Origin of the sequence: Streptomyces sp. NPDC058086 (assembly GCF_042885015.1) — a bacterium.
Classification (GTDB): Bacteria; Actinomycetota; Actinomycetes; order Streptomycetales; family Streptomycetaceae; genus Streptomyces.
On record NZ_JBHVST010000044.1, the window covers coordinates 43718 to 66227 of the forward strand.

Annotated in this window: 23 protein-coding genes and 1 pseudogene; 5 read left to right on the top strand and 19 right to left on the bottom strand. The window is 69.0% G+C overall.

Features of this window, described 5'->3' with window-relative positions; genetic code table 11:
• Positions 1–7: 7 nt before the first annotated feature.
• Positions 8–991 (top strand): sugar kinase, encoded by a 984-nt coding sequence (locus ACFVWD_RS29810; RefSeq protein ID WP_389600507.1) that lies wholly within the window; start codon positions 8–10, stop codon positions 989–991.
• Positions 992–1033: 42 nt separating this feature from the next.
• Here ACFVWD_RS29810 and ACFVWD_RS29815 read toward each other — a convergent pair whose 3' ends face one another.
• The 4 genes from ACFVWD_RS29815 to ACFVWD_RS29830 form a co-directional block, all read right to left on the bottom strand.
• On the bottom strand, positions 1034–2290 hold the full coding sequence (locus ACFVWD_RS29815; RefSeq protein ID WP_389600509.1) for a low temperature requirement protein A: 1257 nt from the start codon (positions 2288–2290) through the stop codon (positions 1034–1036).
• A 17-nt stretch (positions 2291–2307) separates the two neighbouring features.
• A complete protein-coding gene (locus ACFVWD_RS29820) occupies positions 2308–3264 on the bottom strand; it encodes an SDR family NAD(P)-dependent oxidoreductase (RefSeq protein WP_389600511.1) in 957 nt (318 codons plus the stop codon).
• Between the two features lie 257 nt (positions 3265–3521).
• Complete coding sequence (locus tag ACFVWD_RS29825) at positions 3522–3773, bottom strand: MBL fold metallo-hydrolase (protein ID WP_389600513.1); 252 nt, start codon at positions 3771–3773, stop codon at positions 3522–3524.
• A 200-nt stretch (positions 3774–3973) separates the two neighbouring features.
• Positions 3974–4957 (bottom strand): aldo/keto reductase, encoded by a 984-nt coding sequence (locus tag ACFVWD_RS29830; protein ID WP_389600515.1) that lies wholly within the window; start codon positions 4955–4957, stop codon positions 3974–3976.
• A gap of 97 nt (positions 4958–5054) precedes the next feature.
• On the opposite strand from ACFVWD_RS29830, the gene ACFVWD_RS29835 reads away from it, so the two are divergent.
• On the top strand, positions 5055–5642 hold the full coding sequence (locus ACFVWD_RS29835) for a TetR family transcriptional regulator (protein ID WP_389600517.1): 588 nt from the start codon (positions 5055–5057) through the stop codon (positions 5640–5642).
• Positions 5643–5927: 285 nt separating this feature from the next.
• Here the strand turns inward: ACFVWD_RS29835 and ACFVWD_RS29840 are convergent, their stop codons facing one another.
• The 6 genes from ACFVWD_RS29840 to ACFVWD_RS29865 form a co-directional block, all read right to left on the bottom strand.
• Positions 5928–7427, bottom strand: coding sequence for a long-chain fatty acid--CoA ligase (locus tag ACFVWD_RS29840; RefSeq protein WP_389600519.1), 1500 nt, complete (start codon positions 7425–7427; stop codon positions 5928–5930).
• Between the two features lie 193 nt (positions 7428–7620).
• Positions 7621–8400, bottom strand: coding sequence for a crotonase/enoyl-CoA hydratase family protein (locus ACFVWD_RS29845; protein ID WP_389600521.1), 780 nt, complete (start codon positions 8398–8400; stop codon positions 7621–7623).
• A 64-nt stretch (positions 8401–8464) separates the two neighbouring features.
• On the bottom strand, positions 8465–9682 hold the full coding sequence (locus ACFVWD_RS29850; protein ID WP_389600523.1) for a CaiB/BaiF CoA transferase family protein: 1218 nt from the start codon (positions 9680–9682) through the stop codon (positions 8465–8467).
• 82 nt (positions 9683–9764) lie between these two features.
• Positions 9765–11054, bottom strand: coding sequence for an acyl-CoA dehydrogenase family protein (locus ACFVWD_RS29855; protein WP_389600525.1), 1290 nt, complete (start codon positions 11052–11054; stop codon positions 9765–9767).
• A 436-nt stretch (positions 11055–11490) separates the two neighbouring features.
• Positions 11491–12033 carry an ATP-binding protein gene (locus ACFVWD_RS29860; protein ID WP_389600527.1) on the bottom strand — a complete coding sequence of 181 codons (543 nt, stop codon included), beginning with the start codon at positions 12031–12033 and terminating at the stop codon, positions 11491–11493.
• Positions 12034–12039: 6 nt separating this feature from the next.
• Entirely contained in the window at positions 12040–12333 is a 294-nt protein-coding gene (locus ACFVWD_RS29865) for a SpoIIE family protein phosphatase (RefSeq protein ID WP_389600529.1), read from the bottom strand.
• Positions 12334–12487: 154 nt separating this feature from the next.
• Between ACFVWD_RS29865 and ACFVWD_RS29870 the strand changes: the two genes are divergently transcribed.
• Positions 12488–13594, top strand: coding sequence for an alkene reductase (locus tag ACFVWD_RS29870; RefSeq protein WP_389600531.1), 1107 nt, complete (start codon positions 12488–12490; stop codon positions 13592–13594).
• A 131-nt stretch (positions 13595–13725) separates the two neighbouring features.
• Positions 13726–14277 (top strand): helix-turn-helix domain-containing protein, encoded by a 552-nt coding sequence (locus ACFVWD_RS29875; RefSeq protein WP_389600533.1) that lies wholly within the window; start codon positions 13726–13728, stop codon positions 14275–14277.
• 104 nt (positions 14278–14381) lie between these two features.
• On the opposite strand, the gene ACFVWD_RS29880 is transcribed toward ACFVWD_RS29875, so the two are convergent.
• Both ACFVWD_RS29880 and ACFVWD_RS29885 read right to left on the bottom strand, forming a co-directional pair.
• Complete coding sequence (locus tag ACFVWD_RS29880) at positions 14382–15125, bottom strand: ester cyclase (RefSeq protein WP_389600535.1); 744 nt, start codon at positions 15123–15125, stop codon at positions 14382–14384.
• A 124-nt stretch (positions 15126–15249) separates the two neighbouring features.
• Positions 15250–15845: pseudogene (locus tag ACFVWD_RS29885) on the bottom strand (flavodoxin family protein).
• Between the two features lie 80 nt (positions 15846–15925).
• Here ACFVWD_RS29885 and ACFVWD_RS29890 point away from each other — a divergent pair.
• Positions 15926–16087: a hypothetical protein gene (locus ACFVWD_RS29890; RefSeq protein ID WP_389600536.1), complete on the top strand. Its 162-nt coding sequence runs from the start codon at positions 15926–15928 to the stop codon at positions 16085–16087.
• On the opposite strand, the gene ACFVWD_RS29895 is transcribed toward ACFVWD_RS29890, so the two are convergent.
• From ACFVWD_RS29895 to ACFVWD_RS29925, 7 genes are all read right to left on the bottom strand, one after another.
• Complete coding sequence (locus ACFVWD_RS29895) at positions 16088–16258, bottom strand: hypothetical protein (RefSeq protein WP_389600538.1); 171 nt, start codon at positions 16256–16258, stop codon at positions 16088–16090.
• Between the two features lie 172 nt (positions 16259–16430).
• A complete protein-coding gene (locus tag ACFVWD_RS29900; protein ID WP_389600540.1) occupies positions 16431–16985 on the bottom strand; it encodes an ester cyclase in 555 nt (184 codons plus the stop codon).
• The gene (locus ACFVWD_RS29905; protein WP_389600542.1) at positions 16982–17851 is read right to left on the bottom strand and encodes a carbohydrate ABC transporter permease; all 870 of its coding nucleotides are present in this window, start codon (positions 17849–17851) and stop codon (positions 16982–16984) included. Before ACFVWD_RS29905 ends, ACFVWD_RS29900 begins: the two co-directional genes overlap by 4 nt.
• Positions 17848–18822, bottom strand: coding sequence for a carbohydrate ABC transporter permease (locus tag ACFVWD_RS29910; protein WP_389600544.1), 975 nt, complete (start codon positions 18820–18822; stop codon positions 17848–17850). The genes ACFVWD_RS29905 and ACFVWD_RS29910 overlap by 4 nt, the downstream gene beginning before the upstream one ends.
• Positions 18816–20171, bottom strand: a complete 1356-nt coding sequence (locus tag ACFVWD_RS29915; protein ID WP_389600546.1) for an ABC transporter substrate-binding protein — start codon at positions 20169–20171, stop codon at positions 18816–18818. Before ACFVWD_RS29915 ends, ACFVWD_RS29910 begins: the two co-directional genes overlap by 7 nt.
• Complete coding sequence (locus tag ACFVWD_RS29920; protein ID WP_389600548.1) at positions 20168–21148, bottom strand: GNAT family N-acetyltransferase; 981 nt, start codon at positions 21146–21148, stop codon at positions 20168–20170. Before ACFVWD_RS29920 ends, ACFVWD_RS29915 begins: the two co-directional genes overlap by 4 nt.
• Before the next feature lie 147 nt (positions 21149–21295).
• Complete coding sequence (locus tag ACFVWD_RS29925; protein WP_389600550.1) at positions 21296–22492, bottom strand: exo-beta-N-acetylmuramidase NamZ domain-containing protein; 1197 nt, start codon at positions 22490–22492, stop codon at positions 21296–21298.
• Positions 22493–22510 lie beyond the last annotated feature (18 nt).

Consider the following 22510-nt stretch of genomic DNA (forward strand, 5'->3'; position numbering starts at 1 on the left):
GCCCACCATGAGCACCCACTGGCCACTGCGCCCCGGCCCCGTGGTCTGCGTCGGCGAGACCATGGCCGCCCTCGCCCCCGACCCCCTCGGGCCGTTGGACGGCGCCGACCTGCTGCGTGTCGACATCGCGGGCGCCGAGTCGAACGTCGCCCTCTACCTCGCCGACCACGGCGTCCCCGCCCGCTGGGTCTCCGCGGTCGGCGACGACCCCTTCGGCCGCCGCGTCCGCGCCCGGATCGCCGCGGGCGGCGTCGACGTGAGCGGCGTCCGCACCGACCCGCAGCGGCCCACCGGACTGCTGCTCAAGGACCCGAGCCCGGGCGGGCACGGCACGCGCGTCCACTACCACCGCGCCGGATCCGCAGCCTCGGCCCTCACCCCCGACGTGCTCGACGACCCGGCGGTGGCGGGCGCCGCGCTCGTCCACCTCAGCGGCATCACCCCCGCCCTGTCACCCGGCTGCCGCGCCCTCGTCGAACGCGCGCTGCGCCCCGACCGCCCGTGGCCCGTCAGCTTCGACGTCAACCACCGCCCCGCGCTGTGGGACGGCCGCTCCGCCGCCGACGTGCTGCGGCCGCTCGCGGACCGGGCCGACATCGTGCTCGTCGGCCTCGACGAGGCCCAGGCCCTGTGGGGGGACGGGATCACCGACGCCGAACAGGTCCGAGACCTCCTGACCGGCCCGCGCGTCCTCGTCGTGAAGGACGGGGACCGCGCTGCCACCGCCTTCGTGGGGGCCGCTGCCCACAGCGTGCCCGCCCTGACCGTGCGCGTTGCCGAGCCGGTCGGCGCCGGCGATGCCTTCGCCGCAGGATTCCTCAGCGGCCTGCTGTGGCAACTACCCGTGGACCGCGCCCTGCGGCTGGGCCATCTGACCGCGGCCTCGGCCCTGAGGGTCGCCGCCGACCACGGCCCGCTGCCGGACCCCGCCCTCGTCGCGGCGCTCCTGGACGCCGACGAGGAGACCTGGCGGGGCGCCGTGATCGACTGATTCCTCCGGACGGGACCGTCCGGGGTGCTTCGAGTGCAGGGCTCAGTGCCGGTTGTCGTTCTGATGTTCCGCAACCGCCGGCACTTCCTCGGCGGTGGATTCCTCTTCGTGGGTCAGGCGGTATGCCACGGCGAGTCCCCAGGGGACACCGAAGAGGAGGACGAGGGCGAGGCCGAGAACCAGGGGAGCCGGGCGTGCGGCGCCGAGTGCCAGGCATACGGCGGCCACGACGAGGCAGGTGCGGGCCAGCGGCCGGTAGAGCCCGCGTTCCTCACGCCAGACGCGCAGGGAGGCCGCGAGCAGCATCGTCGCGCAGAGCACGACGGCCGCGCCGCCGCAGAGCCCCCAGGCCGTGGCGGCGGGGGTCCGGCTGTCGTGGGCGTGCTCGACGAGGCCGACCATCGCGGCGCCCATGGCGGCCACCGCGGCCGTGAGCGGCATGTGAACCAGCATCCACTGCACGGTGCTCGCGCGAGTGGGCCGCGGCCGCCGATGTCCGGCGAAGTCGAAGTACGTCCACCAGGCACCGAAGCCGATGACGACGGCGACGAGCCCGACGGCGAGGGTGAGCGCGTTGGTCGGCTCGTGCGCCAGTCCGTCGACGACGCCGGTCACGGTCTCGCCGAGCACGATGATGATGAACAGCCCGAACCGTTCGGTGAGCGCGTCGGTCACGCTGAGCGCGACCGCCTGTACCGGGGTGGCCGTACCGATCATGACCGCGAACCCCGCCAGGTAGGCGACGGCCAAAAGGCCCCACGTCAGCACACGGACGTCCGCGGGCAGGGCGGCGCTCGCGGCCAGGACGACCGCGCAGGCTGCCGTCCCGGTCACGAACAACCTGCTGGGGCGGCGGAATTCGGGGCTGTCACCGCGCGCGGCGAGCAGCCACAGCACCGCCAGCACCGCGAACAGCGCCCCCGCGGTCACGGCGAACGCGACGCCACGTGCGCCGCCTGCCTCGGGGATGAACGCGCCCAGCGGCACGAGCACAAGGATCTGCAGCAGGAACATGCTCCGGCCGCGGGCATCCTCGCGCCCGTGCAGTTCGTGGTGGAGGGTGCCGTTGAACCAGGCGATCCACACCAGCGCGAACACCGCGGCGAACAGACCCAGACCGTGCCAGTCGAGGTCCCCGGCCAAGTGGTGGGCGGCCTGGGCGACCAACACGACCACGACCAGGTCGTAGAACAGTTCGAGCGGACCGACCACGCGCTCGCGCGGCTGCTCGCCATGGGCGCGCGGAGGCTGCCACAGCTGACGGCGCAGCCGGGTCCACTGCTCGTGTCGTGAGGTCATGTCGGCAGCGTAGAGCTCTAGCGGACGAGCGCTTCGGACACTGCCCACAGCCGGACCGCGTTCTCCGGGTCCAGGGCGTACGGCGCGACGCCGGCGACGGCACCGGCTCGCTCGGTGACCGGCTCGGACTGCGCACAGTCCTCGAAATAGCGGCCGGTGATGCCCTCCACCGTCGGTGAGGCCGCCAACAGCACCGAGGTCGCGGCGCCCTGCTCCACGGTCTTCTGCGGTGGCAGTGCGAGTTCGCCCGAGGCGATGAAGTCGGCCACCTGCTGCATGTCCATGTGCCGGGCCAGGGATGTATCGGCGATGTTGCCAGGCATCAGCGCGTTGGCTGTGATGCCGTCGTCGGCCCACCGCTCTGCGGCACCGACGGCGAACAGGACGTTGGCGCTCTTCGACTGCCCGTAGGAGGTCCAGGGGTCGTACGGGCGGAAGCGGTAGTCCAGGTCGTCGAAGACGACGGGGGAGAAGAGGTGTCCGATCGAGGCGACCGAGACGATCCGTGCGCTGTCAGCCGCCGCGAGTGCCGGGTGGAGGCCGACGGTGAGGGCGAAGTGGCCCAGGTGGTTGACGGCGAACTGCGTTTCCCGGCCGTCAGGTGTGCGGATGAGTTCCGGCGGGGCCATCACTCCGGCGTTGTTGACCAGGATGTGCAATGGACCGTGCCAGGCCGCCACGAACGCCGCGACCGTCGACCGGTCGGCCAGGTCGAGCCGCCCGACAGTCAACTGCCCCGATTTGGGCGGCAGTTCGGCTTCCAGGCGTGCCGCCACGCGGGCACCCGCGTCGGTGTCCCGCACGGCCAGGGTGACGTCGGCGCCCGCCGCGGCGAGCGCGCGGGCCGTCTCCACCCCGATGCCTGAACTGGCTCCGGTCACCACGGCCCGGCGGCCGTGCAGGTCGACACCATCGATTACCTCGGCGGCGGTGGTACTTGCCCCGAACATGTGGGGCGTCTGAGGCACGGACATGAGGTGAGTCTCCTGATGTGAATGACTTGAGTTGCTTGAGTGACTTGAGAAATGCGAGGGCCGCCGTGTGCCCGGCTCTCGACGACGCCGTCGAGCGGTTTGAGCACTGCCTCGGCGTCCGGTCCGCCCATGGTCGCCGTCCTGGTCGACCAGTACTGCCACTCGTCTTGCGACATGAGATGGTGTGCCCGGGCGAAGGTGAGGCCCCGGGGCGAGCCTGTTGCGGACCCGTCCGGAAGCGGCGCGACATCGCTGGTTCAGCCGACGTGATCGAGGTGCAGATGGGTGTGCACCACCGTGTCGATGTCGTCGGCGGACAGTCCTTCCTCGGCGAGGTTCCGCAGAGGAGAACCGCCTTTGGGTCGAGCGACGCCGGGTACGTCCACGTCGATCTTCCCTACGGCCGGATCCACGAGAATCCTCTGGTCCCCTGCGCATATCAGGAACGATCCGAACGAGAGGATGAGCTGCCCGTCTTCGAGGAACCCGGGGTGCGTTGTGCAGTCCACGGTCCCGTATCACCATCGGCGGAACGACGATCACCTGTCTCCCCGACGGTTTCGGCGCACACAATCCAGACGTCCTGTTCCCAGGCCCGTACGGCCGGCTGGGGCATGGGGGGACTTTCGAGACGTGGGAGCTTGGGGATTGCGTGGGGGCGGGGGTCTTCTGGCCCCGCGATGGGAACCTGTGAGGCGCCGGCCGGCGCTCAGCCGTTGAGCGTCCCCATCAACTCGGGTGCGTAGCGGTCGCCGGTGACCACGCCGTGCGGGGCGACCGCCTCGATCGCGGCGATGTCGTCGGCGCTCAGAGTCACCTCGGTCGCGGCGACGTTCTCCTCGAGGTAGGCGCGGCGCTTGGTGCCGGGAATGGCGACGGCGCCCTGGTGCAGGACCCAGGCGAGCGCCAGCTGGGAGGGTGTGACGTTCTTGTCGGACGCGATGCGGCGGACCTCGCGGACGACGTCCAGGTTGCGGTTGAAGTTCTCGCCCTGGAACCGGGGGTCGGTCCGGCGCCAGTCGTCCTCGGCGAAGTCGTCGGGGCTGGTGATCGCGCCGGACAGGAAGCCGCGCCCCAGCGGGGAGTAGGCGACCAGGCCGATTCCCAGCTCCCGCAGCGTGTCGCGCACCCCGTCCTGTTCGATGCCGCGCTCGAAGAGGGAGTACTCGGTCTGGACGGCGGTGAGCGGGTGGACGGCGTGGGCACGCCGGATGGTCTGCGCGGAGGCCTCGCTCAGGCCGATGTGGCCGACCTTGCCCTCGGCGACCAGCTCGGCCAGTGCCCCGACGGTCTCCTCGATGGGCACGTTGGGGTCGATGCGGTGCAGGTAGTACAGGTCGACGTGGTCGGTGCCCAGGTGCCGCAGCGAGCGTTCGAGGGCCCGGCGGACGTACTCGGGCCGGCCGTTGAGGCCGAGCGCGCGGCCGTCGTCGGTGATCTCGACGCCGGTCTTGGTGCCGACCACGGCGACATCCCGGCGCCCTGCCAGCGCCTTGCCGAGAAGCTGCTCATTGATGAAGGGGCCGTAGCTCTCGGCGGTGTCCAGCAGGGTGACTCCGAGTTCCAGCGCGCGGTCGATGGTGGCCAGCGACTCGGCCTCGTCGGTGGCGCCGTAGAACGCGCTCATACCCATGCAGCCGAGGCCTTGGGCTCCGACGGTCAGGCCCTGGCTGCCCAGTGCGCGGTGTTCCATGAGAGTTCCTCCATAACTAACTGGATAGATACATTACCGTAGACCCGCGGGGTCGCCCATGTCAATAACTAGATAGTTACTTGCTAGGGTGACACGTATGCCACGGGACTCCAGCGCCACCAAGGCCCGGCTGCTCGACGCCGCCTTCACCGAATTCGCCGCCTACGGCATCGCCGGTGCCCGAGTGGACCGCATCGCGGAAACCGCGGGGGCGAACAAGCGACTGATCTATGCCTACTTCGGCAACAAGGAGCAGTTGTTCGACGAGGTGTTGCGACGGGCGATGACGGCGGGAGCGGAGTCGGTGCCGTTCGACGTCGAGGACCTGCCCGGATACGCGGGCGCGATCTTCGACCACCTCGTCGCCCGGCCGGACCTGATGCGCCTACGCCTATGGAAACTGCTGGAGCGCCCCTCCGCCACCGGACTCGAACCGGACGCCTTCGGGCGCAAAGCCACCGAAGTGGCCGATGCGCAGCAGCGTGGCGAACTCGCCCAGGGGATGGAGCCCGCCGATCTCCTGATCATGGTTCTCGCCGCGGCCCAGGCGTGGTTCTGGGCCGCCGAGGACGTCGGCCCGCAGGAGGTCGGCCAGTCCTGGTCGCCGCAGCGGCTGGCCGCGCACCGCTCGGCAGTCGTCGAGGCCGCCCGCCGGATGAGCGAGCCGAAGGCCGCAGGCGAGTAGCGGCCTCAGGGGCACGCATGCCCGGCGTGCCCATGGGGCACGCACGCCCGGCGTACGGAGGGTCTGCTTCCCTCAAGACGGGAACGTGCCTCGCCCTCGGCCGTTTGTGCTGACCCGTGCCCATGCGAGAGCTGTGCACTGCCGGCAGTCGCGGCCTCGCCGATCGCGCGCGGGCGGCCTGCGCCGGGAGATCGACGGCACCTCCGGCGATCTCCTGCTCCGTGAGCGAGGAAGGCACCGGCTCGGGCGTCGGGCAGATCGCGGACCCGCCCCGGCCCACTCGCCTCATCGCCTGTCCAGCTCGGGCGGCGGGACGATCTGCCGCTTGAGGATCTTGCCGGTCGGTCCCTTCGGTAGCGCGTCCGTGATCCATACCTTTCGCGGATACTTGTAGGCGGCGACCTGATGTTTGACGTATTCACGCAGCTCCTCGGCCGTCGTGCGGGCGCCCGGCTTGAGAACGACCGCCGCACCGACCTCCTCACCGAGATCGGAGCTGGGGAGGCCGATGACCGCGGCGTCGGCGACCGCCGGATGCTCGTACAGCACATCTTCGACTTCGCGGGGGTACACGTTGTAGCCGCCCCGAATGATCACGTCCTTCGTCCGTCCGATGATCCAGAAGTACCCGTCCTGATCGACCCTGCCGATGTCACCGGTGTACAACCAACCGTCCCGGATCGCGGCGGCGGTCTCCTCGGGGCGTTGCCAATACCGCTTCATCACGTTGTGCCCGCGGATCGCGATCTCGCCGCTTTCGCCGTGCGGCACCTCCGTGTTGTTGTCGACCACCCGCATCTCGACGCCCCGGATCGGGATGCCGACCGAACCGGGCTTGGGTCCGGCCTGCAAGGTGTTGAACGAGGCGACAGGTGAGGTCTCCGACAGTCCGTAGCCTTCGAGCACGACGCAGTCGAACGCGGTCTGGAAGTCGTGCAGCACCTGGACCGGCATCGCCGCGCCGCCGGTGAGGGACAGGCGCAGCCGGGGGACGGGGTAGGCGTCCCGGTCGGGCTGCCGCACCAGCCTGCTGAACACCGTCGGCACCCCGGCGAAGACGGTCACCCCGTGCGCGCCGAGGATTCCCAGTGCCTTCCCGGCGTCGAAGCGCGGCAGCAGCGTGAGGCACGCGCCGGAGGCGACGGCGGCGTTGAGCGTGCAGGTCTGCCCGAACGCGTGGAACAGTGGCAGCCCACCGAAGATCACGTCGTCGGCGGTGAGCCGGAGCAGTTCGTTGGCCACGATGTCGCGGTTGCGGGTGAGGTTGGCGTGGGTCAGTTCGGCGCCCTTCGGCTGACCGGTCGTTCCCGAGGTGTAGAGAATCACCGCGGTGTCGTCCTCGTGCCGGTCGGCCAGGTCCTCGACGGAGGGGGCGGACGCAAGCAGAGAATCGAATACGCCGGGACTGACGACGACCACCTCCGCCTCGGCCTGTTGCGCACCGGTTCGTGCCTCGTCGGCGAAGGCGTGCCAGACGAACAGGAGCCGGGCGCCTGAGTTGTCGAGGTAGTAGGCGACCTCGCGGGACTTGAGCAGGGGGTTCATCGGGACGACGATGCCGCCGGCCCGGAGTACGCCGTAGTACGCGAGGGCGAACTCGGGCACGTTGGGCAGCATGATCGCCACTCGGTCCCCGGGCTTCACGCCACGGTTGTGGAGCAGTCCGGCCATGTGGGCGCTGCCTTGGTCGAGCGTGCGATAGGACACGGCGGCGTCCTCGAGACGGAGCGCGGCGCGATCCGGATGAGTCCGGGCGCTGCTCACCACGTGGGATGCGAGGTTCATGCCAGCTCCTCTCCTCGACTTTCTGGGTCCTTCGGCCGCGCCGCCCCAGCGGGATCGGGAGGGATGCCGCGTCGCTCTCGCCCTCGACAGGATGGGGCAGATCTTGTGCCGTCCGGACGACCTCGCCGCCCGCTGTCCAGCGGCAGCCCCACGGCGCGGCAAGGTCATCGCAATGACGGAGCCGGGGCTGTTGTCAGCGGCCCTGCCAGTGCGGTGAGCGCCTTTCCGCGAAGGCGTGGGCGCCTTCCTGCGCGTCGTGGGACGCCATCACCGGTGCGACGATCCGGTCCTGCTCGACGAAGGCTTCCTGGTCGCTGAACACCCGTCGTTCGTTGACGACGCGTTTGACGGCTGCCACGGCCAGGGGAGCGTTGTGCGCGATGCTGGTGGCCAGTTCCATGGCCCGCTGCAGGGCCTGGCCCGGTTCGGTGAGGTGGTTGACCAGGCCCAACCGCTCGGCGCGTTCGGCGGGCAGAGGCTCGCCGGTCAGCAGAAGCTCCAGGGCGATGTTGCGCGGGATGCGCTCGGGCAGGCGCACCATGCCCCCTTCGGGAGGCACGATGCCGTAGTGGACCTCGGTCTGACCGAAAGTGGCGTCCCGCGCGGCCACGATCATGTCGCAGGCGAGCGCCATCTCGGTTCCGCCGCCCAGCGCGTAGCCCTCGACGGCGGCGATGAGCGGGGTCCTGATCCGGGCGCGGGTGATGCCGGCGAAGCCCCGTCCTTCGACGATGGGCTTGTCTCCGGCCGCGAAGGCCTTGAGGTCCATGCCGGCGCTGAAGACGCCGCCGGCACCGGTGAGGATGCCGACCAGGAGGTCGTCGCGGGACTCCAGGTGGTCGACGGCAGCCGCCAGGGCTCGGGCGGTGGCCCCGTCGATGGCGTTGCGGGCCTGCGGCCGGTCGATCGTGATCACGAAGATGTCGTCGGTTTCCTCAGTTCGTACGGTCGGCGTGTCATTGGCCGTAGTCATGATGATGTTTCCCTTCTTCCGTCGCGCTGATGAGCTGCTGCTGAGCCGCTGCTGAGCTGTGGCTTCAGACGACGGCTTCGGCCTTGCGCAGCTCCTCGATTGCGGCGGCGTCGAAGCCGAGGTCGTGGAGTACGGACTCGGTGTGTTCGCCCAGATCGGGGGCAGGGCCCGGACGGACCTTCTGTTCCTGGTCCAGTTGGACGGGACTGTCGATGGTCAGGTGCGGGTCGTCGCTGCCGTCGTCGATCGGCACGAACACCCGGTTGGCGAGGAGCTGGGGATCCTGGGCGCACTCTTCGAGTGTCTGGACGACCCCGTACGTGAGGCCCGCGGCGTCGAGCACCTCGCGCCACTCGGCCAAGGAGCGAGTCGCGAATGTCTTGTCCAGCACGGCGACGATCTCGGCGGCGTGGGCGCGGCGGCTCGGGGTGTCGGCGTAGTGAGGGTTCTCCACTGCCTCGGGATGACCGATGGCCTTGAGGAAGAGCGGGACCTGTTTGTCCTCGTTGGCGAAGCCGAGGACGATCCAGCGGTCGTCCGCCGTGCGGTACATGTTCACGAGTGCGTTGGGCGGGTCCGACCGGTCGATGGGGCGGGGGGGCTTCGCCCCGACCAGTACGGCTTGCAGCCACATGCTCGCCGCCCAGGCGCCTTCGGCGAGCAGCGAGGCCGTGACGCGTGCGCCCTGGCCCGTCTTCTCCCGCCGGTACAGCGCGGTCATGATCCCGGCGAACAGGGTGATCGCCGTGCAGTGATCGCCCGATCCGAACGCGTTTGTGGCCGGCGGCACGTCCCTTTGGCGTGTGAGGTCCATCAGGCCGCTGCGCGCCCAGTACGCCGTCACGTCGAAGCCGGGCAGATGCGCGTCCGGACCTTCCTCGCCGAAGCCGGTGACATCGGCGTAGATCAGCCGGGGATTGAGGGGGGCCAGTGCGTCGTAGTCCAGACCCAGCTTCTCGCGCGTCCGCGGCGGGAAGTTCGTCACCAGCACATCGGCCCACCGCACCAGACTCTCGAGCACGGGCCGGGCGCCGGGCGACTTGAGGTTGAGCGCGATGCTGCGCTTGTTGCGGTTGTCCAGCTGCCAGGGGTAGTTGACCCCTTCGACCTGGGGGTTGGGAGGGATGCGGCTGAGCGAACGGTATGCGTCGCCCATGTGCGGTGGTTCCACCTTGACGACGTCGGCGCCGAAGTCACCGAGGACGGTGGCCGCGGCGGGCCCGGCAATGAAACTGGCGAGATCGACGACGTGCAGTCCCTCCAGGAGGGGTGTGCTGCTCATGACTACTCCTTGTCGTCAGTGGGGTCGCACACGGCGCCCGGGGGAGACCCGCCGGCACGGGGCGCCGCGATACACACCGGGGTCAGTGGCTCGGCGCCATGGGCACGAAGGCGCTGTAGCCGGTGATGTCGCGGCCGACGATCAGCGCCTGCACGGTGTCGGTGCCCTCGTACGTGTCGATCGCCTCGATGTCGCACAGGTGCCGGGCGACGTGGTAGTCGAGCAGGATGCCGTTGCCGCCGAGCATGTCGCGGGCGTCGGCGAGGATGGCCCGGGCCCGTTCGGTGTAGTGCATCTTGGCCAGCGCGACCCGGGGCATCGAGTACTCGCCCTCGTCCAGGAGCTGGCTGAGCCGGAACTGCATGCACAGCATGTCGGTGATGTCCGCCAGCATCCGGGAGAGCCGGTACTGGACGAGCTGGAAGGCGGCCAGCGGCATCCCGAACTGCTTGCGCTGCTTGGCGTAGGCCAAGGCCGTCTCGTAGCCCGCGACGGCGGCGCCGATCGACTCCCAGGCGACGCAGAAGCGCGAGGCCAGCAGGACTTTCTCGGTGTCGCGGAAGGTTTTCACGTTCGCCAGCCGGTTCTCGGCGGGCACCCGGACGTCGGTGAGGGAGATCTGCGCGTTCTGGACACAGCGCAGAGCCGTCTTGCCCTTGATGACCTGGGCGTCGAAGCCGGTCGTGCCCTTTTCGACCACGTAGCCGCCCACGTGCCCGTCGTCACCGCGGGCCCAGATGATCACGTAGTCGGCGAAGGATGCGTTGCCGATCCACCTCTTGTAGCCGTTGAGGACGTAGGAGTCACCGTCCCGGCGCGCGGTCGTCTCCAGCTTGACCACGTCCGTGCCGTGCGCGGGCTCGGTCAGGCCGAAGGCGCCGATCTTCTCCAGACGTGCCATCGGCGGCAGGAAGCGCTCCTTCTGCTCCTCGGAGCCGAGCAGTCCGATGGATGTCATGGCCAGGGCCGAGTGGACCCCCATGAACGTCGACATGCTCAGATCGCCCCGGGCCAGTTCGAGGATCACCAGGCCGGCCGTCAGGTTGCTCATCCCGGGGCAGCCGTGGCCGGCAATCTGAAAGCCCGCGATGTTCAGCTGCGCCAGCTTGGGCACCAGCTCGAAGGGGAACTCCGCCCGCTCCCAATACGGGTTGATGATCGGGGTGACCTCCTGGTCCATGAACTCGCGGACCTTCTTCCGAAGGGTCCGTTGCTCGTCGGTGATCAGGTTGTCCAGCAGGTAGTAGTCGGAGTGCTCCGGTCCGCCCAGTACCGGCGGCTCCACCCCGGACAATTTTCCGTTGCCGCTCGGAGAAGCGCCGTTCGGCACGGTCTGGCCCGGGTCGACCGCTGAACTCTGTGTCGCCTTCATGCTCCGCTCCTTCAGATCGGGGATCCGATGGGGTCAGTACGTACGACGCTAGGAGGGAGCAGAGGTGTAGCCACTGGGCGCCGAATACCACGTTTCTGGACAATTTGGTGTTCTTGTACCAACTAGTCAGACGGTCCCTGCTCGTCAGCCTTTCAGCACGGCTCGGTGAGGGCCGCGGCGCCGTCGTGCCGCACGCGTGAGAACAACAGCTCGAGGCGCGGACACGCCGGAGTCTGCAACGGCGTATCCGCGCCAAGGTCGACGCGAGGAGACTGGCCCCTCGTCAAGCCGGGCAGGAGTCGCGAGGGCCTGTCCGGCTGCCGTGTGAAGGGTGTCCCGTCGCGGCAAATGGCGGCTCTCCGATCCCGGCTCGCGGCGTGCGCGGCAGGGGTTGCTCGGTCCAGACCAACTTGCCGGCCCGCATGTGCCGCGTCCCTCAACGCTCGGCGAGTCGGGCGACAAGCAGCAGGCCGCGTCCGTCCTCGTCCGTGGTGGACGCTTGACGTGGATGGGGGAATGCGGAGCTTGAGTCGAACACTTCACACGTAAGGGTGTGGTTACAGAGCAGCCGAAGGTGGATCGGGCCAGTGGTATGGCGGATGGCGTTGTTGACCAGATCGCTGAGGATCAACTCGGTCGTGAGGACAAGGTCGTCCAGGCCCCAGTGCGCAAGCCGGTGCGTGACCGCAGTGCGCAGGTTCGCCACCGCCGCCGGCTCTGCGGGCACATCCCAGTCCGCGACCTGATCAGGTGACATGCCGCGGGTGCGGGCGACCGACAGCGCGACGGCGCCATGGGGGCGGACTGGGAGCAGTGCGTCGAGCGCGGCCGCGCAGGTCTCCTTCGGGTCCGCGACGTCGGTTCGGGCGGAAGCTCGGCTCAGGGCCCCGCGCGGCAGCGCGAAACCGGCATCGCCGCCCCTTCCTCGACGTTCCATCAGGCCGTGGCCGTAGGGCACCAGTTGGCTGCCCTCGACCACCTTCCACTACGCAGTGGCGAAGGGCCCGCTCCTCAGGCGGAGGGGTGGCCCGGCGGGCACATCGGGGAAGTCCACCCGGCCATCGGGGCATATGACTGCGGGCGGCCGATGCCCGGCCCGGGGCACCACGCAGTGCCGGGAGGCCGGGTCGTAGGTCGCATACAGGCAGGTCGCTCTGCTGAAGCAGTGCAACCTGCCGTCAGGGCCCTCGCTCCACCGGGTGGCGATGCGTAGCCGTGCAGGTCGACCCCGCAGGTCGGCCCGGCGGTCATCGGTCGATGAAGCCGCGACAGAGGCCACCTTGTGGCACAGATATTTGCTTTAGGGCGGATGGGTGTTACGATCGAGCTAAAGCACATGTCCGTGCCTTAAGGGTCGATGTGGCGCCGCACGAGATGCCGCCGATCGCCTCCCCCGGGATCTTCCTGTCCCGCCCTTACATCAGGAGCCACATATGAGTTCGACACAGTCCTTGCTTCTGCCCTATCGGATGCGCGACGTCTCGCTGACGAACCGCCTGGTCATGGCCCCGTTGACGCGGAGTCGCGCACGCAATCGCGATCTCCTGCCCACTGATCTCCACGCCGAGTACTACGCTCAGCGGGCGTCAGCTGGTCTGATCATCTCCGAGGGTGTGTGGATCAGCCGCGACGCGGTCGGATGGCATGACGTTCCTGGGCTGTTCACCGATGAGCAGGTCGCCCACTGGAAGCAGGTGACAGACGCGGTCCACCTCGCAGGTGGTGTCATCTTCGCTCAGCTGTGGCACACCGGGTCCGCTTCTCACCCCGACTTCTTCGACGGCCGCCCGCCTCTTGCGCCCTCGGCCGTCAACCCGGGGCTACTGGCTCCGACGTCGACTGGCCGCAAGCCCACCGTGGAGCCCCGGGCGATGTCGGCGTACGACCTCCGTCAGACGGTCGCCGACTATGCGACGGCGGCTCGCAACGCCATGGCTGCGGGATTCGACGGTGTGCAGCTGCAGGCAGGCTTCAACTACCTGATCAGCCAGTTCCTGAATCCCCGCACCAATCTGCGCACGGACCGCTACGGCGGCTCGATCGAGAACCGCGCTCGCTTCCTCTTCGAGATCATCGAGGCTGTCGGCGAGTTCGTCGACCTGCGGCGCGTCGGTGTGAAAGCCGGACCCGCCTGGTCCGAGACGGGAGAATTCGTCTCCGGGGTCGAGGCGTTGGCTGAGAGTGAGTACGTGCTCGGACGGCTCAACGACTATGAACTGTCACATCTCCTGCTCATGGGGATGATGGTCGACCCCACCGGAGGACCGTTGGAGGAGCTGGTCGGCGACGGCATGTTCCGGCACTTCCGGAAGATCTATCAAGGCGCCATCATGGCGAACGTCGGGTTCGACCAGCACCGAGGGAACGCGATTCTGGACGACGGCCTGGCGGATCTGGTCGCCTACGGGCAGCCGTTCATCGCCAACCCGGATCTGCCGGCCCGGATCGCCTCTCATGCGCCGCTCGCCGAACCGAGGAAGGACCTCTTCTACGGTCCGGATGCCGCCGGCTACACCGATTACCCGCTGCTGGAGGGGTGAAGCAGGGCGGAACCACGGCCAGGCCGGGTGGCCTCGGAAGCGAGCGACCTGGCCTGATCGACAAGGCGACTGAGAGGGCGAGTGACGTAAGGGAGGCTTAATGCAAAGTCTTGTGCTTTATAATGGAGGGCATGGTTGCAGAATCGTCTCCGCGGCGGCGCACCGGCGGCCGCAGCGCCCTGGTGCTGGCGTCCATCAGGAAGGCCGTCGAGGAACTGATTGCCGAACGGGGCAGTGACGCCGTCACCATCCCGATGGTCGCGGAGCGTTCGGGAGTGAATCACTCGAGCATCTACCGCCGGTGGGGCGACGCACGGACCATGATCAACGACCTGGCGACCTACCGGCTCGACCCGGACCGCGGTCTTCCCGACAGCGGAGACCTGCGTGCCGATCTGACCATATGGGCACAGGAGCTGATCAGTCACTACAGCATCTCGGTGAACGCCGCACTCTTGCGCGGCGGGGCCGCCGCGGCCGGTGAGAACGAGTCGGATTGCCTGCGGGACCGGCGGGCAGAAGCAGTCGGCTTCGCCGCACGGCCCGGCAGCACCTTCAGCGGCGACCAGGCCATCGACCTGCTGGTGGCGCCCATCATCTACAGGGCCATCTTCCTGCCCTGGACGCTGCCCGAGGTGGACGCGCGCGCGTACGTCGACGAACTCTGCGACCGCTCCGCTTGATTCAGATCAAGTGAGGCTGTGGCGCCGTACCGCAGGGAAACCCGCCGCCCCAGGCTGACACGGGGTGTGCCGGGAGTTGCCGCCGCGAGCACCCGTAGTGGGTCTCAGCGCTCCTCGGGGAGGCCGTCGCCGTACATCGGCAGGCCGCTCAGGGATTCCTTTCGGGAGGCTTCCTCCTCGATCACGTCCCAGTGCTCCACCAGGATGCCGTCCTCGATGCGGAGGAAGTCGGCGGCGATCCACGGGGCGGGCTGCCCGTGCCCCGAGAAACGCCCGCGCATCATGGCCATGTCCCCTTCCGCCATGATCGGCTCGCATTCGTGCTTCAACTCCGCCGGGAGGCTCCTGACCAGGTCGAAGAGTCCCTCCCGGTCGGGTGCGACGTGGGCGCTGTGTTGGATGTGGTCGGGGCACCAGAACCGCTCGGCAGCGGCATGGTCCCGCTTGCTTTCTGTCCATGGCTTGCAGAAGTGGGTGCGGGCACCCCGTGGCGACAACCGAAGGCGCGCTGTGCAGGCGTCGCATGGTGAGGCGCCTGGGCCGGGGACGGATGCCGAGGCAGGTCCCCGACCGAGCGGATGCCAGGTGCCGGCCGCCTGCGCGCCGAGTTCTGCCGCGATCTTGGCGAGGCATGATTCGTAGAAGCCCACCAGGGCGCTCTTGGCGTCTTCTTCGGTGACTCCAGGCGCCGGCTCGAACTGGGCGGCCCAGTGGATCTCGGAATGGTCTGCGCCGACCGCGGTCACCGTGAGCTGGGCGGTGAAGTCCCGTACCGGGGCCGGCCCGGGGTCGTCGAAGCGATAGTGGTGGCAGAACGGGCCCGCTTCCATGAGCTTTTCGACGAGCACTCCGCCGTCGTGCAACGTGATGGTGCGGGTCTGCTGGTCGTCGTTCCTCGGGACGCCGGCAACACCGCGCTCCTCACGGGGTGCGTGAAAGGGGGCAGGGATGCGGCGGGCGCCGTCCTGGGCGCTACCGGTGGGCGAGGGAGTTCCTGCCCGCGACCTGGATGTCGGCCTGCCGGGCGACTCGGGCTCCGAGATGTTCGGCAGTGGCGATATCGGAGGCGTTGACGGTGTCGGTGCCGCCGTCCTGGGGGGGCGAGGCGCCGGCGCCGATCCAGAAACCGAGGCGGTTGAGGTCGTCTTCGGCGGCGGTGAGGGCGTTCCAGCCGGGGGGCAGGCCCAGACCGACCCAGATCATGTGGTGCTGGGCGGCGAGAGCGGTCATGAAGTTGAGGGTGTTGAGCTTGTCGCCGCTCTTGGAGGCGGAGTTGGTGAAACCGTGGCGATCTTGTCGGCCCAGACGCTGGTCAGGTAGCGGCCGCTGGTGCCTTCGGCGAAGGCGTGGAAGGCGGAGGAGGCGCCCCCCATGTAGGTGGGGGAGCCGAAGATGATGGCGTCGGCGTCGTCCGGGCGCTGCCAGTCCTCGTCGGTGATGGCGCCCACCGGGATGTAGGCGACCTCGGCTCCTGCTTTTTCGGCGCCACGCTTGACTCCTTCGGCCAGAACAGCGGTGTGTCTGTAGCCGGAGTGGAAGGCGATGGCGACCAGGGGGCGCTTGACGATCTCGGTCACTGGTGACTCCCTGAGTAGGTCTGGTCTCCAAGGTAGATCTGACCTCCAAAAGAGGCCTAGACCCTTCGGGGGTGCTGGTCCACTACGGGCTCACCGATCTCGGCGGCGAGATCGCCGAAGAGACCCGCGTCCTGTGCACCTGGACCCACAATCGCGCCGCGCAGGTCCACGCCGCACGCGCCGCCTATGACCAGCGCACCGCCACCTCGGAAGGGGCCCCGTCAGCCGGGTGACTACGCCTCGCCGAGGAGCTTCCGCGCGGTCTGCACGATCTCCTCGTTGGTGTAGGCGTGCCCGCCGATCTCCCAGCCGCCTGGAACCGCCTCGGTCAGGGCCACCCAGGTGCGCCCCGCGAGGGAGGCGTCTCCGGCTGCCTCGGCGATGAGGGCGGAAATGTCCTTCACAAGTCCGAGCTGCTGCTCGCGGTCGAGGGCGCCCGCGTTGGGGATGGGAGAGCCGGCTCGGTCCGAGTGGAGGCCGACCGCCCAACGGCCCGACCCGTCGGCGATGAGCCGAACTCGGCGACGCGCACGAGCTCTTGGGTGCGAGGTTCGTCTACGGATGGACGTGCGGTGATCAGGTGAGACCGAGCTGCTGCAGCATGCCGAGCTCGTTGCTGCTACCCCAGCGCTCGACCATCTTCCCGTCGGCGAACCGGCTGATCTGCATGCCTCGGTAACTCACTGTCTTTCCCGTCGCACTGTGCCCCATCAGTTCACCGAGATGTGTGCCCGTGATGGTGTATGCGAACGCGATTTCGTCGTCGGTGGCCATGACGTGCTCGACCTCGATGTGCAGATCGGGGAACGCCCGCCTCATCGTGGCGAACATGTCCTCATAACCCTCTGGTCCCGGAACCTGTCCTGGGGCCGGGTCGTGGTCCACAGAGTCGGGCGCCACGTATTCCTCGAGCTCGTCGAGGTGGTCAGTGTTCACCGCTGATCCGAAGCCCTCCAGGACGGCGGCGTTGCTGCTGCGCGACATGACGCGCTCCTTGACGTTGCAGCCCTGGGCGTACACATCGAGGATGTGCAGTCGCCCCTTCCTCCCCTCCACGATAGGTCTGGCGGCCTGAGGAGGCCTGCCGACGCCGGGGAGGGCGGCCAGGGCGTCGGCGGATTCGCTCTTCACTTGAGGCCGCTGAGCATGACGCCGCGGATGTAGTACTTCTGCAGCAGCAGGAAGAGGATCAGGACCGGCAGGATGCTCAGGACGAGGCCGGCCATCACGATGGGCATCGTGCGGGTCGGGTCGACGTAGTCCTGCAGGAGCTGGATGCCGACCGGCAGGGTCATCACGTCCGGGTTGGCGGTCGAGACGAGCAGCGCCCAGATGTACTCGTTCCAGGCGTCGACGAAGGTCAGGAGTCCGAGCGTCACCATGACCGGCTTGGTCTGCGGTACCACGATCCGCCACCACACGGCGAACTCGCCGGCTCCGTCGATGCGCGCGGCCTCGAGGATCTCGTCCGGGATCGAGACCATGAACTGGCGCATCAGGAAGATCCCGAATCCATTGACGAGGAACGGCATGGCGAGCGCCGTGATGCTGACGGTCAGTCCCGCGCCGCCGCGCCCGAACAGGTCGTTGCCACCCGCCAGCGGCCAGTGCACCAGGATCAGGAAGTGGGGGATGAAGAAGAGGAACGGGGGGAACATCATCGTCGACAGCACAAGGCGGAAGATGAAGTGCCGGCCGGGGAAGCGGAGTTTGGCGAGCGCGTAGCCGGCGAGTGACGACGTGAGCAGCACCGATCCGGTGATCACGGCGGTGGCGATCACGCTGTTGCGGAAGAGCACTGGCAGGTTGAGCTGGTCGATCGCCGCCCGGTAGTTGGACAGGTCGAAAGCCTCGGGAAGGAACCGGTACGGCAGTGTGCCGGACTCGCCGGGCCCCTTGAAGGATGTCATCACCATGTCGAGGAACGGCACCACCGTGAGCACGGCGCCGGTCACGACCACCAGATACGAGAACCACGGGAAACGGCGGCGGATCATGTGTCCTCCCCCTTGCGCCGGAAGATCCACAACTGCACCAGGGTGACCACGAGGACTACTACGAACAGCACGAAGGCGGCGGCGCTCGCGGTGCCCCAGTCGCCGTACGAGAAGGCCTGGCGGTACATCTCAAGCGCGGCCACGTTGGTCGCGTCACCCGGGCCGCCCTTGGTCATCACGATGATCAGCGCGAACGACTGCAGGCCGGTGATGAACTGGGTGATGCACACGAACAGCAGGGACGGTCGCAGCAGCGGCAGTGTGATCTTCCAGAAGACGGTGACGGGGCCGGCCCCGTCGAGCGCGGCGGCCTCGTAGTACGACTCGGGAATGGACTTCAGCCCGGCGGTCAGGATGAGGATCGCCGTGCCGACCGAGGCCCAGGCCTGTACGACCACGACCGACGGCAACGCGGTGTCCGGGTCCTGGAGGAACGCCACCGAGCCGAGCCCGAGGGTGTTGAGGACGCCGTTGACGAGGCCGCCCGGCTCGTACATGTACTTCCATACGTTGCCGATGGCGACGACGGTCGTGACGATCGGCAGGAAGTACAAGGTGCGCCACAGCCCCTGGAACCGCAGCTTGTCGACGCAGGTGGCGACGAGCACGGAGCCGGCGAGCGCGAGTGCCACGGTGCCCAGGGCGAACAGCAGCGTATTGGTGAGGATCGGCGCCAGGAACGTCGATCCGTCCACGAAGAGGCCGGTGAAGTTGTCCAGGCCGACCGGATCGATGTCGCCGAGGTCGAACCCGGCCCAGCGAGACATGGACAGCAGCAGCGCGAAGCCGAGCGGCAGGATCAGAAAGACCGCGAAGAACAGCAACGTCGGCGCCAGGAAGAGATAGGCGACGAGGGCCTGGCGGCGTCGGGGCCGGGGCCGGAGACGGCCGTCGATGACGGACCCGGTGGACCCGGCGTCCCGCGGGCTGTGCACCCGCTCGGTCGTCTCCGGCGCCAAGGCGTTCACCATGAGCGCGACACCTCCTGATCGACCTGACGGCGGATGGTGCGCAGTGACTCGTCGACCGACTGCTGACCCGTCCACAACGCCTCGATGTTCTTGCGCAGCAGCGACTTGGCCTGCTGCGCGCCCGGCACGTTCGGCTCCGGCACCGCGTACGACAGCGCGTCCAGGAACGGGCGCAGGTTCGGATCGCTGCCTTCGCTCAGGAGTGTCCGCATGTCGTCGGCGCGGCCGGTCAGGGAGCCGACCGACACCTGCAGGGAGCTCATCCGGGTCGCCGTCGCACCCTTCTTGGCGCTCTTCACGCGCACCTTCTCGGTGTTGAGCCAGCGCAGGAACTCCCAGGCCTCGCGCGGGTACTTACTGGTCGCGTTGACCCCCAGCATGAAGCCGGTGGAGAGCGTGGCGAGCCTGTCGTCCGCCTCAGGGACGGGCAGCGGCGCGACGCCGACATCGCGGTAGTCATTGCCCATCTGGGTCTTGAGGCTTCCGGTCCACCAACCGGCGCTGACCACCATGGCCACCTGCCCGGACTGGAACGCCTTGTAGACGTTGACGCCGGGGGCGCTCGCACCTTTGACGACGAGGCGGTGCTCCAGATCGAACACGGCCCGGCCGGCCGGCGAGTCGATGGCGGTGCTCCTGCCGTCAGCGGAGACGAACGTTCCGCCGGCGGCGTTGAGCAGGGCGAGCGTCTGGCCGACGGTGGTGGAGTCGTCGTAGGTCGACAGGCCGAACCCCTGGACCAGCGTGTTGCCGTACCGGTCCCGCTTGGCGGTTCGGTAGGCCGCCTCCTCCAGCTCCGGCCAGGTGCGCGGAGGGCCCTCGATGCCGGCCTCGCGCAGCAGCCGCTTGTTGTAGTAGAGGGCGTACGTCTGCACCTCGGTGGGGTAGCCGTAGACCTTGCCCCCCACCGACGAGGCGCCGACCGTGGCCTCGCCGTAGCCGCGCCTGATCTCCTCGGCGTGCTCGGACGGAGCGGGCCGCAGGACGCCGGCCTGGACGAGCTGGCCGTTCCACAGGCAGTACGGGTGGAGGATGTCGGCGCCCTGGCCCGCGGCCTGCCGGACCATGAACGTGGTCAGCAGGTCCGTGAACTCGACGGCCTTCGTCCGCACCTTGACCCGGTCATGAGTGGCGTTCCACTCGTCGACCGGGCGCTGCAGGGCCTCCTTGAGCTCCCCGCTCGCGTAGTGGGAGAGCAGGGTGAGAACGATCGGATCCCCGGGCTGCCCGGTGCCCTGGTACGGCGCGGCGCATCCGGACGTGAGCAGCGCCGGAGGGAGCAGCACCGAGGGGAGCGCGAGCGCGAAGTGACGGCGGCTCAGGCCGCCGGTGCGGTGGGACGGCGTCATCGGGCGTCCTCACGGCGCAGCACACGAAACACCCGGGTCGTGGTGAAACCGCTCTTGCGGTACAGGTGGCCCGCCGGGGACTGCTCACCGGTCCACAGGAACCACGCGGAGTGCGCACGGCGCGCCCGCATCCGCTCCAGGACGAGGTGGAGCAGGACCTTGCCGAGCCCGGTGCCGCGCATCTCCTCCAGCACGCCGAACGGCCCGAACCGCTCGTCCACCGAATCGAACGTGCCGTGCATCGCCCAGCCGACCAGGCGGCTCGAGGGGTCCCGGGCGACGACGATCCGGTCGAGCGGCGTGCCCGCGGCCAGACACTGCCGGATCGTGCACGCCCAGTCCGGGCCGAAGTGGTTCCCGGCGAGCGCGAACAGGTCCACCAGGTCGTCGTCGCACGGAGTGGCGAACCGGTAGCCCTGCGCCGTCAGTTCGTCCAAGCGGCACGCGACATCCTCCGGGATGCGATAGCCGACCAGGCCGCGGTCCATCGCCGCCGCCTCGTACAGAGTGCGAAAGCCCAGGGACTCAAGCAGCCCGGCCGCTTCCGGGTACGCCTCGGCGTCCAGGCCGGGGAGGACGTAGTTCGGTGTGTACGAGGAGAAGTCCACCCGGGTGCGGCCGTGGCTGTGCAGCCAGTCGAGGGCCTCGGTCAGCAGCCGGCGGCCGAGGCCGCGGCCACGGACGGCCGGGTCGACGAAGAAGAACGGGATCCAGCCCTGCTCCGGCTCCAGGTCGGTCCCGGTCATCGGCGTCAGCCGACGCACCGCGTAGGCCGCGCCGACGACACGGTCGCCGTCGACGGCGACCCGAAGCCCCTCCGGATCGAAGTTGGCGTCGAGCAGCACCAGGGAGCGGAAGCGGTCCGGAGTGATGGGGTCGGCCGGCGCACTCCGGCGCCACGCCTCCACCAACCGCGGGCCGTCACCGGCGCGAAAGCCACGAACCTCGACCCGGGATGTCGTTGCGCGATCGGTCATCGACGGGGTTGTCGTCATCAATGGGGTTGTCCTTCCATACGCAGCTCGCGAACGGCGTCGAACGTCGCCCGCGGCATCGGCGACGGGGCTAGGCATGGCGTTGGTGATGGCAGCGGGCAACGCGTCGCGGCGGCGGGCCAGGAGGTCTCAGGAGTAGAGCAGTACGTCGTCGCCGGCCCACCGGCCGGGCGGCGCCGGCGGATCGCACAGCGGCAGCGGATCGTCGCCCGCGTCGACGGCTCGCCGCAACCGGTCGGACCCCCACAGCAGGTCGATGAAGTGACGGTGACCGGTCCCCTCCACGTCGCCGTCCGCGGGGCGCCAGTCGAAATCGTTTGGGTACAGCCGCCGCAGCGTGGCGAGCATCGCGACGGCGGTACGTACGGGCGCGAACACCTCGCGATCGGTGATGTGGAGCTGGACCCCGCGCAGCGGCCGTCCGGCGTGTTTGTGGAAGGTCGGTACGTACCGCAGATCACGGAAGTGCACTCCAGGCAGGGCGAGCTCGGCGAGCGAGGGCGCGAACCGCGCGTCGATGTACGGGGCCCCGACGATCTCGAAGGGCTGCGTGGTACCACGGCCCTCCGAGAGGTTCGTCCCCTCGAACAGGCAGGTGCCGGGGTAGAAGGTGGCAGTGGCTGGCGTCGGGATGTTCGGCGAGGGCGCGACCCACGGCAGACTGGTGGCCTCCGCGCCCATGGCGCGCTGCCAGCCGGCAACCTCGATCACCGTCAAGTCGACGGCACTGCCCGCCAATTGGGGCACGGCCGAGGTGTTGAGATGCCGGGCGAGTTCGCCGCAGGTGAGCCCGTGGCGGACGGGTACCGCGGCGCGCCCGACGAAGCTGGCCCACGCCGGGTCGAGCAGAGGGCCCTCGCTGACGAGTCCACCGAGAGGATTCGGCCGGTCGGCGACCACGAACCGTACGCCTGTACGGGCCGCCGAGACCATCAGGTCAAACATGGTCCACACGTAGGTGTAGAACCTGGCCCCGATGTCCTGCAGGTCGTACACGAGGGCGTCGACGCCGCTGTCGACCAGCAGTGTGTCGAGGCGTTCACCGCTGCACCGGTATGTGTCGTGGACCGGCAGGCCGGTGGTGGGGTCCGCCTGGGCGGCCTCGCTCTCACCGGCCTGGCCGGTCCCGTGCAGCCCGTGCTCGGGACCGAACAGGGCGACCAGCCGCGCGCCGGCCTCAAGGAGCGCGGGCGCGGCCGGGCGCAGGTCGGGGAGGACGCCGGTGTGGTTGGTCACCAGCCCGAGGCGGCCGGGCCCGGCAAGTCCGGGCGACGTGTGCAGTCGGGCGATCCCGGTCGTCACCGCGACGCGGTCGTCCCTGCTCACCCTTGGGCCCGTCTGGCG

Excerpts from the sequence above, each read along its gene's own strand:
- ACFVWD_RS29810 (WP_389600507.1), top strand. The coding sequence starts at position 8 with ATGAGCACCCACTGGCCACTGCGCCCCGGCCCCGTGGTCTGCGTCGGC.
- ACFVWD_RS29815 (WP_389600509.1), bottom strand. The coding sequence starts at position 2,290 with ATGACCTCACGACACGAGCAGTGGACCCGGCTGCGCCGTCAGCTGTGG.
- ACFVWD_RS29820 (WP_389600511.1), bottom strand. The coding sequence starts at position 3,264 with ATGTCCGTGCCTCAGACGCCCCACATGTTCGGGGCAAGTACCACCGCC.
- ACFVWD_RS29830 (WP_389600515.1), bottom strand. The coding sequence starts at position 4,957 with ATGGAACACCGCGCACTGGGCAGCCAGGGCCTGACCGTCGGAGCCCAA.
- ACFVWD_RS29835 (WP_389600517.1), top strand. The coding sequence starts at position 5,055 with ATGCCACGGGACTCCAGCGCCACCAAGGCCCGGCTGCTCGACGCCGCC.
- ACFVWD_RS29840 (WP_389600519.1), bottom strand. The coding sequence starts at position 7,427 with ATGAACCTCGCATCCCACGTGGTGAGCAGCGCCCGGACTCATCCGGAT.
- ACFVWD_RS29845 (WP_389600521.1), bottom strand. The coding sequence starts at position 8,400 with ATGACTACGGCCAATGACACGCCGACCGTACGAACTGAGGAAACCGAC.
- ACFVWD_RS29850 (WP_389600523.1), bottom strand. The coding sequence starts at position 9,682 with ATGAGCAGCACACCCCTCCTGGAGGGACTGCACGTCGTCGATCTCGCC.
- ACFVWD_RS29855 (WP_389600525.1), bottom strand. The coding sequence starts at position 11,054 with ATGAAGGCGACACAGAGTTCAGCGGTCGACCCGGGCCAGACCGTGCCG.
- ACFVWD_RS29870 (WP_389600531.1), top strand. The coding sequence starts at position 12,488 with ATGAGTTCGACACAGTCCTTGCTTCTGCCCTATCGGATGCGCGACGTC.
- ACFVWD_RS29875 (WP_389600533.1), top strand. The coding sequence starts at position 13,726 with ATGGTTGCAGAATCGTCTCCGCGGCGGCGCACCGGCGGCCGCAGCGCC.
- ACFVWD_RS29905 (WP_389600542.1), bottom strand. The coding sequence starts at position 17,851 with ATGATCCGCCGCCGTTTCCCGTGGTTCTCGTATCTGGTGGTCGTGACC.
- ACFVWD_RS29910 (WP_389600544.1), bottom strand. The coding sequence starts at position 18,822 with ATGGTGAACGCCTTGGCGCCGGAGACGACCGAGCGGGTGCACAGCCCG.
- ACFVWD_RS29915 (WP_389600546.1), bottom strand. The coding sequence starts at position 20,171 with ATGACGCCGTCCCACCGCACCGGCGGCCTGAGCCGCCGTCACTTCGCG.
- ACFVWD_RS29920 (WP_389600548.1), bottom strand. The coding sequence starts at position 21,148 with ATGACCGATCGCGCAACGACATCCCGGGTCGAGGTTCGTGGCTTTCGC.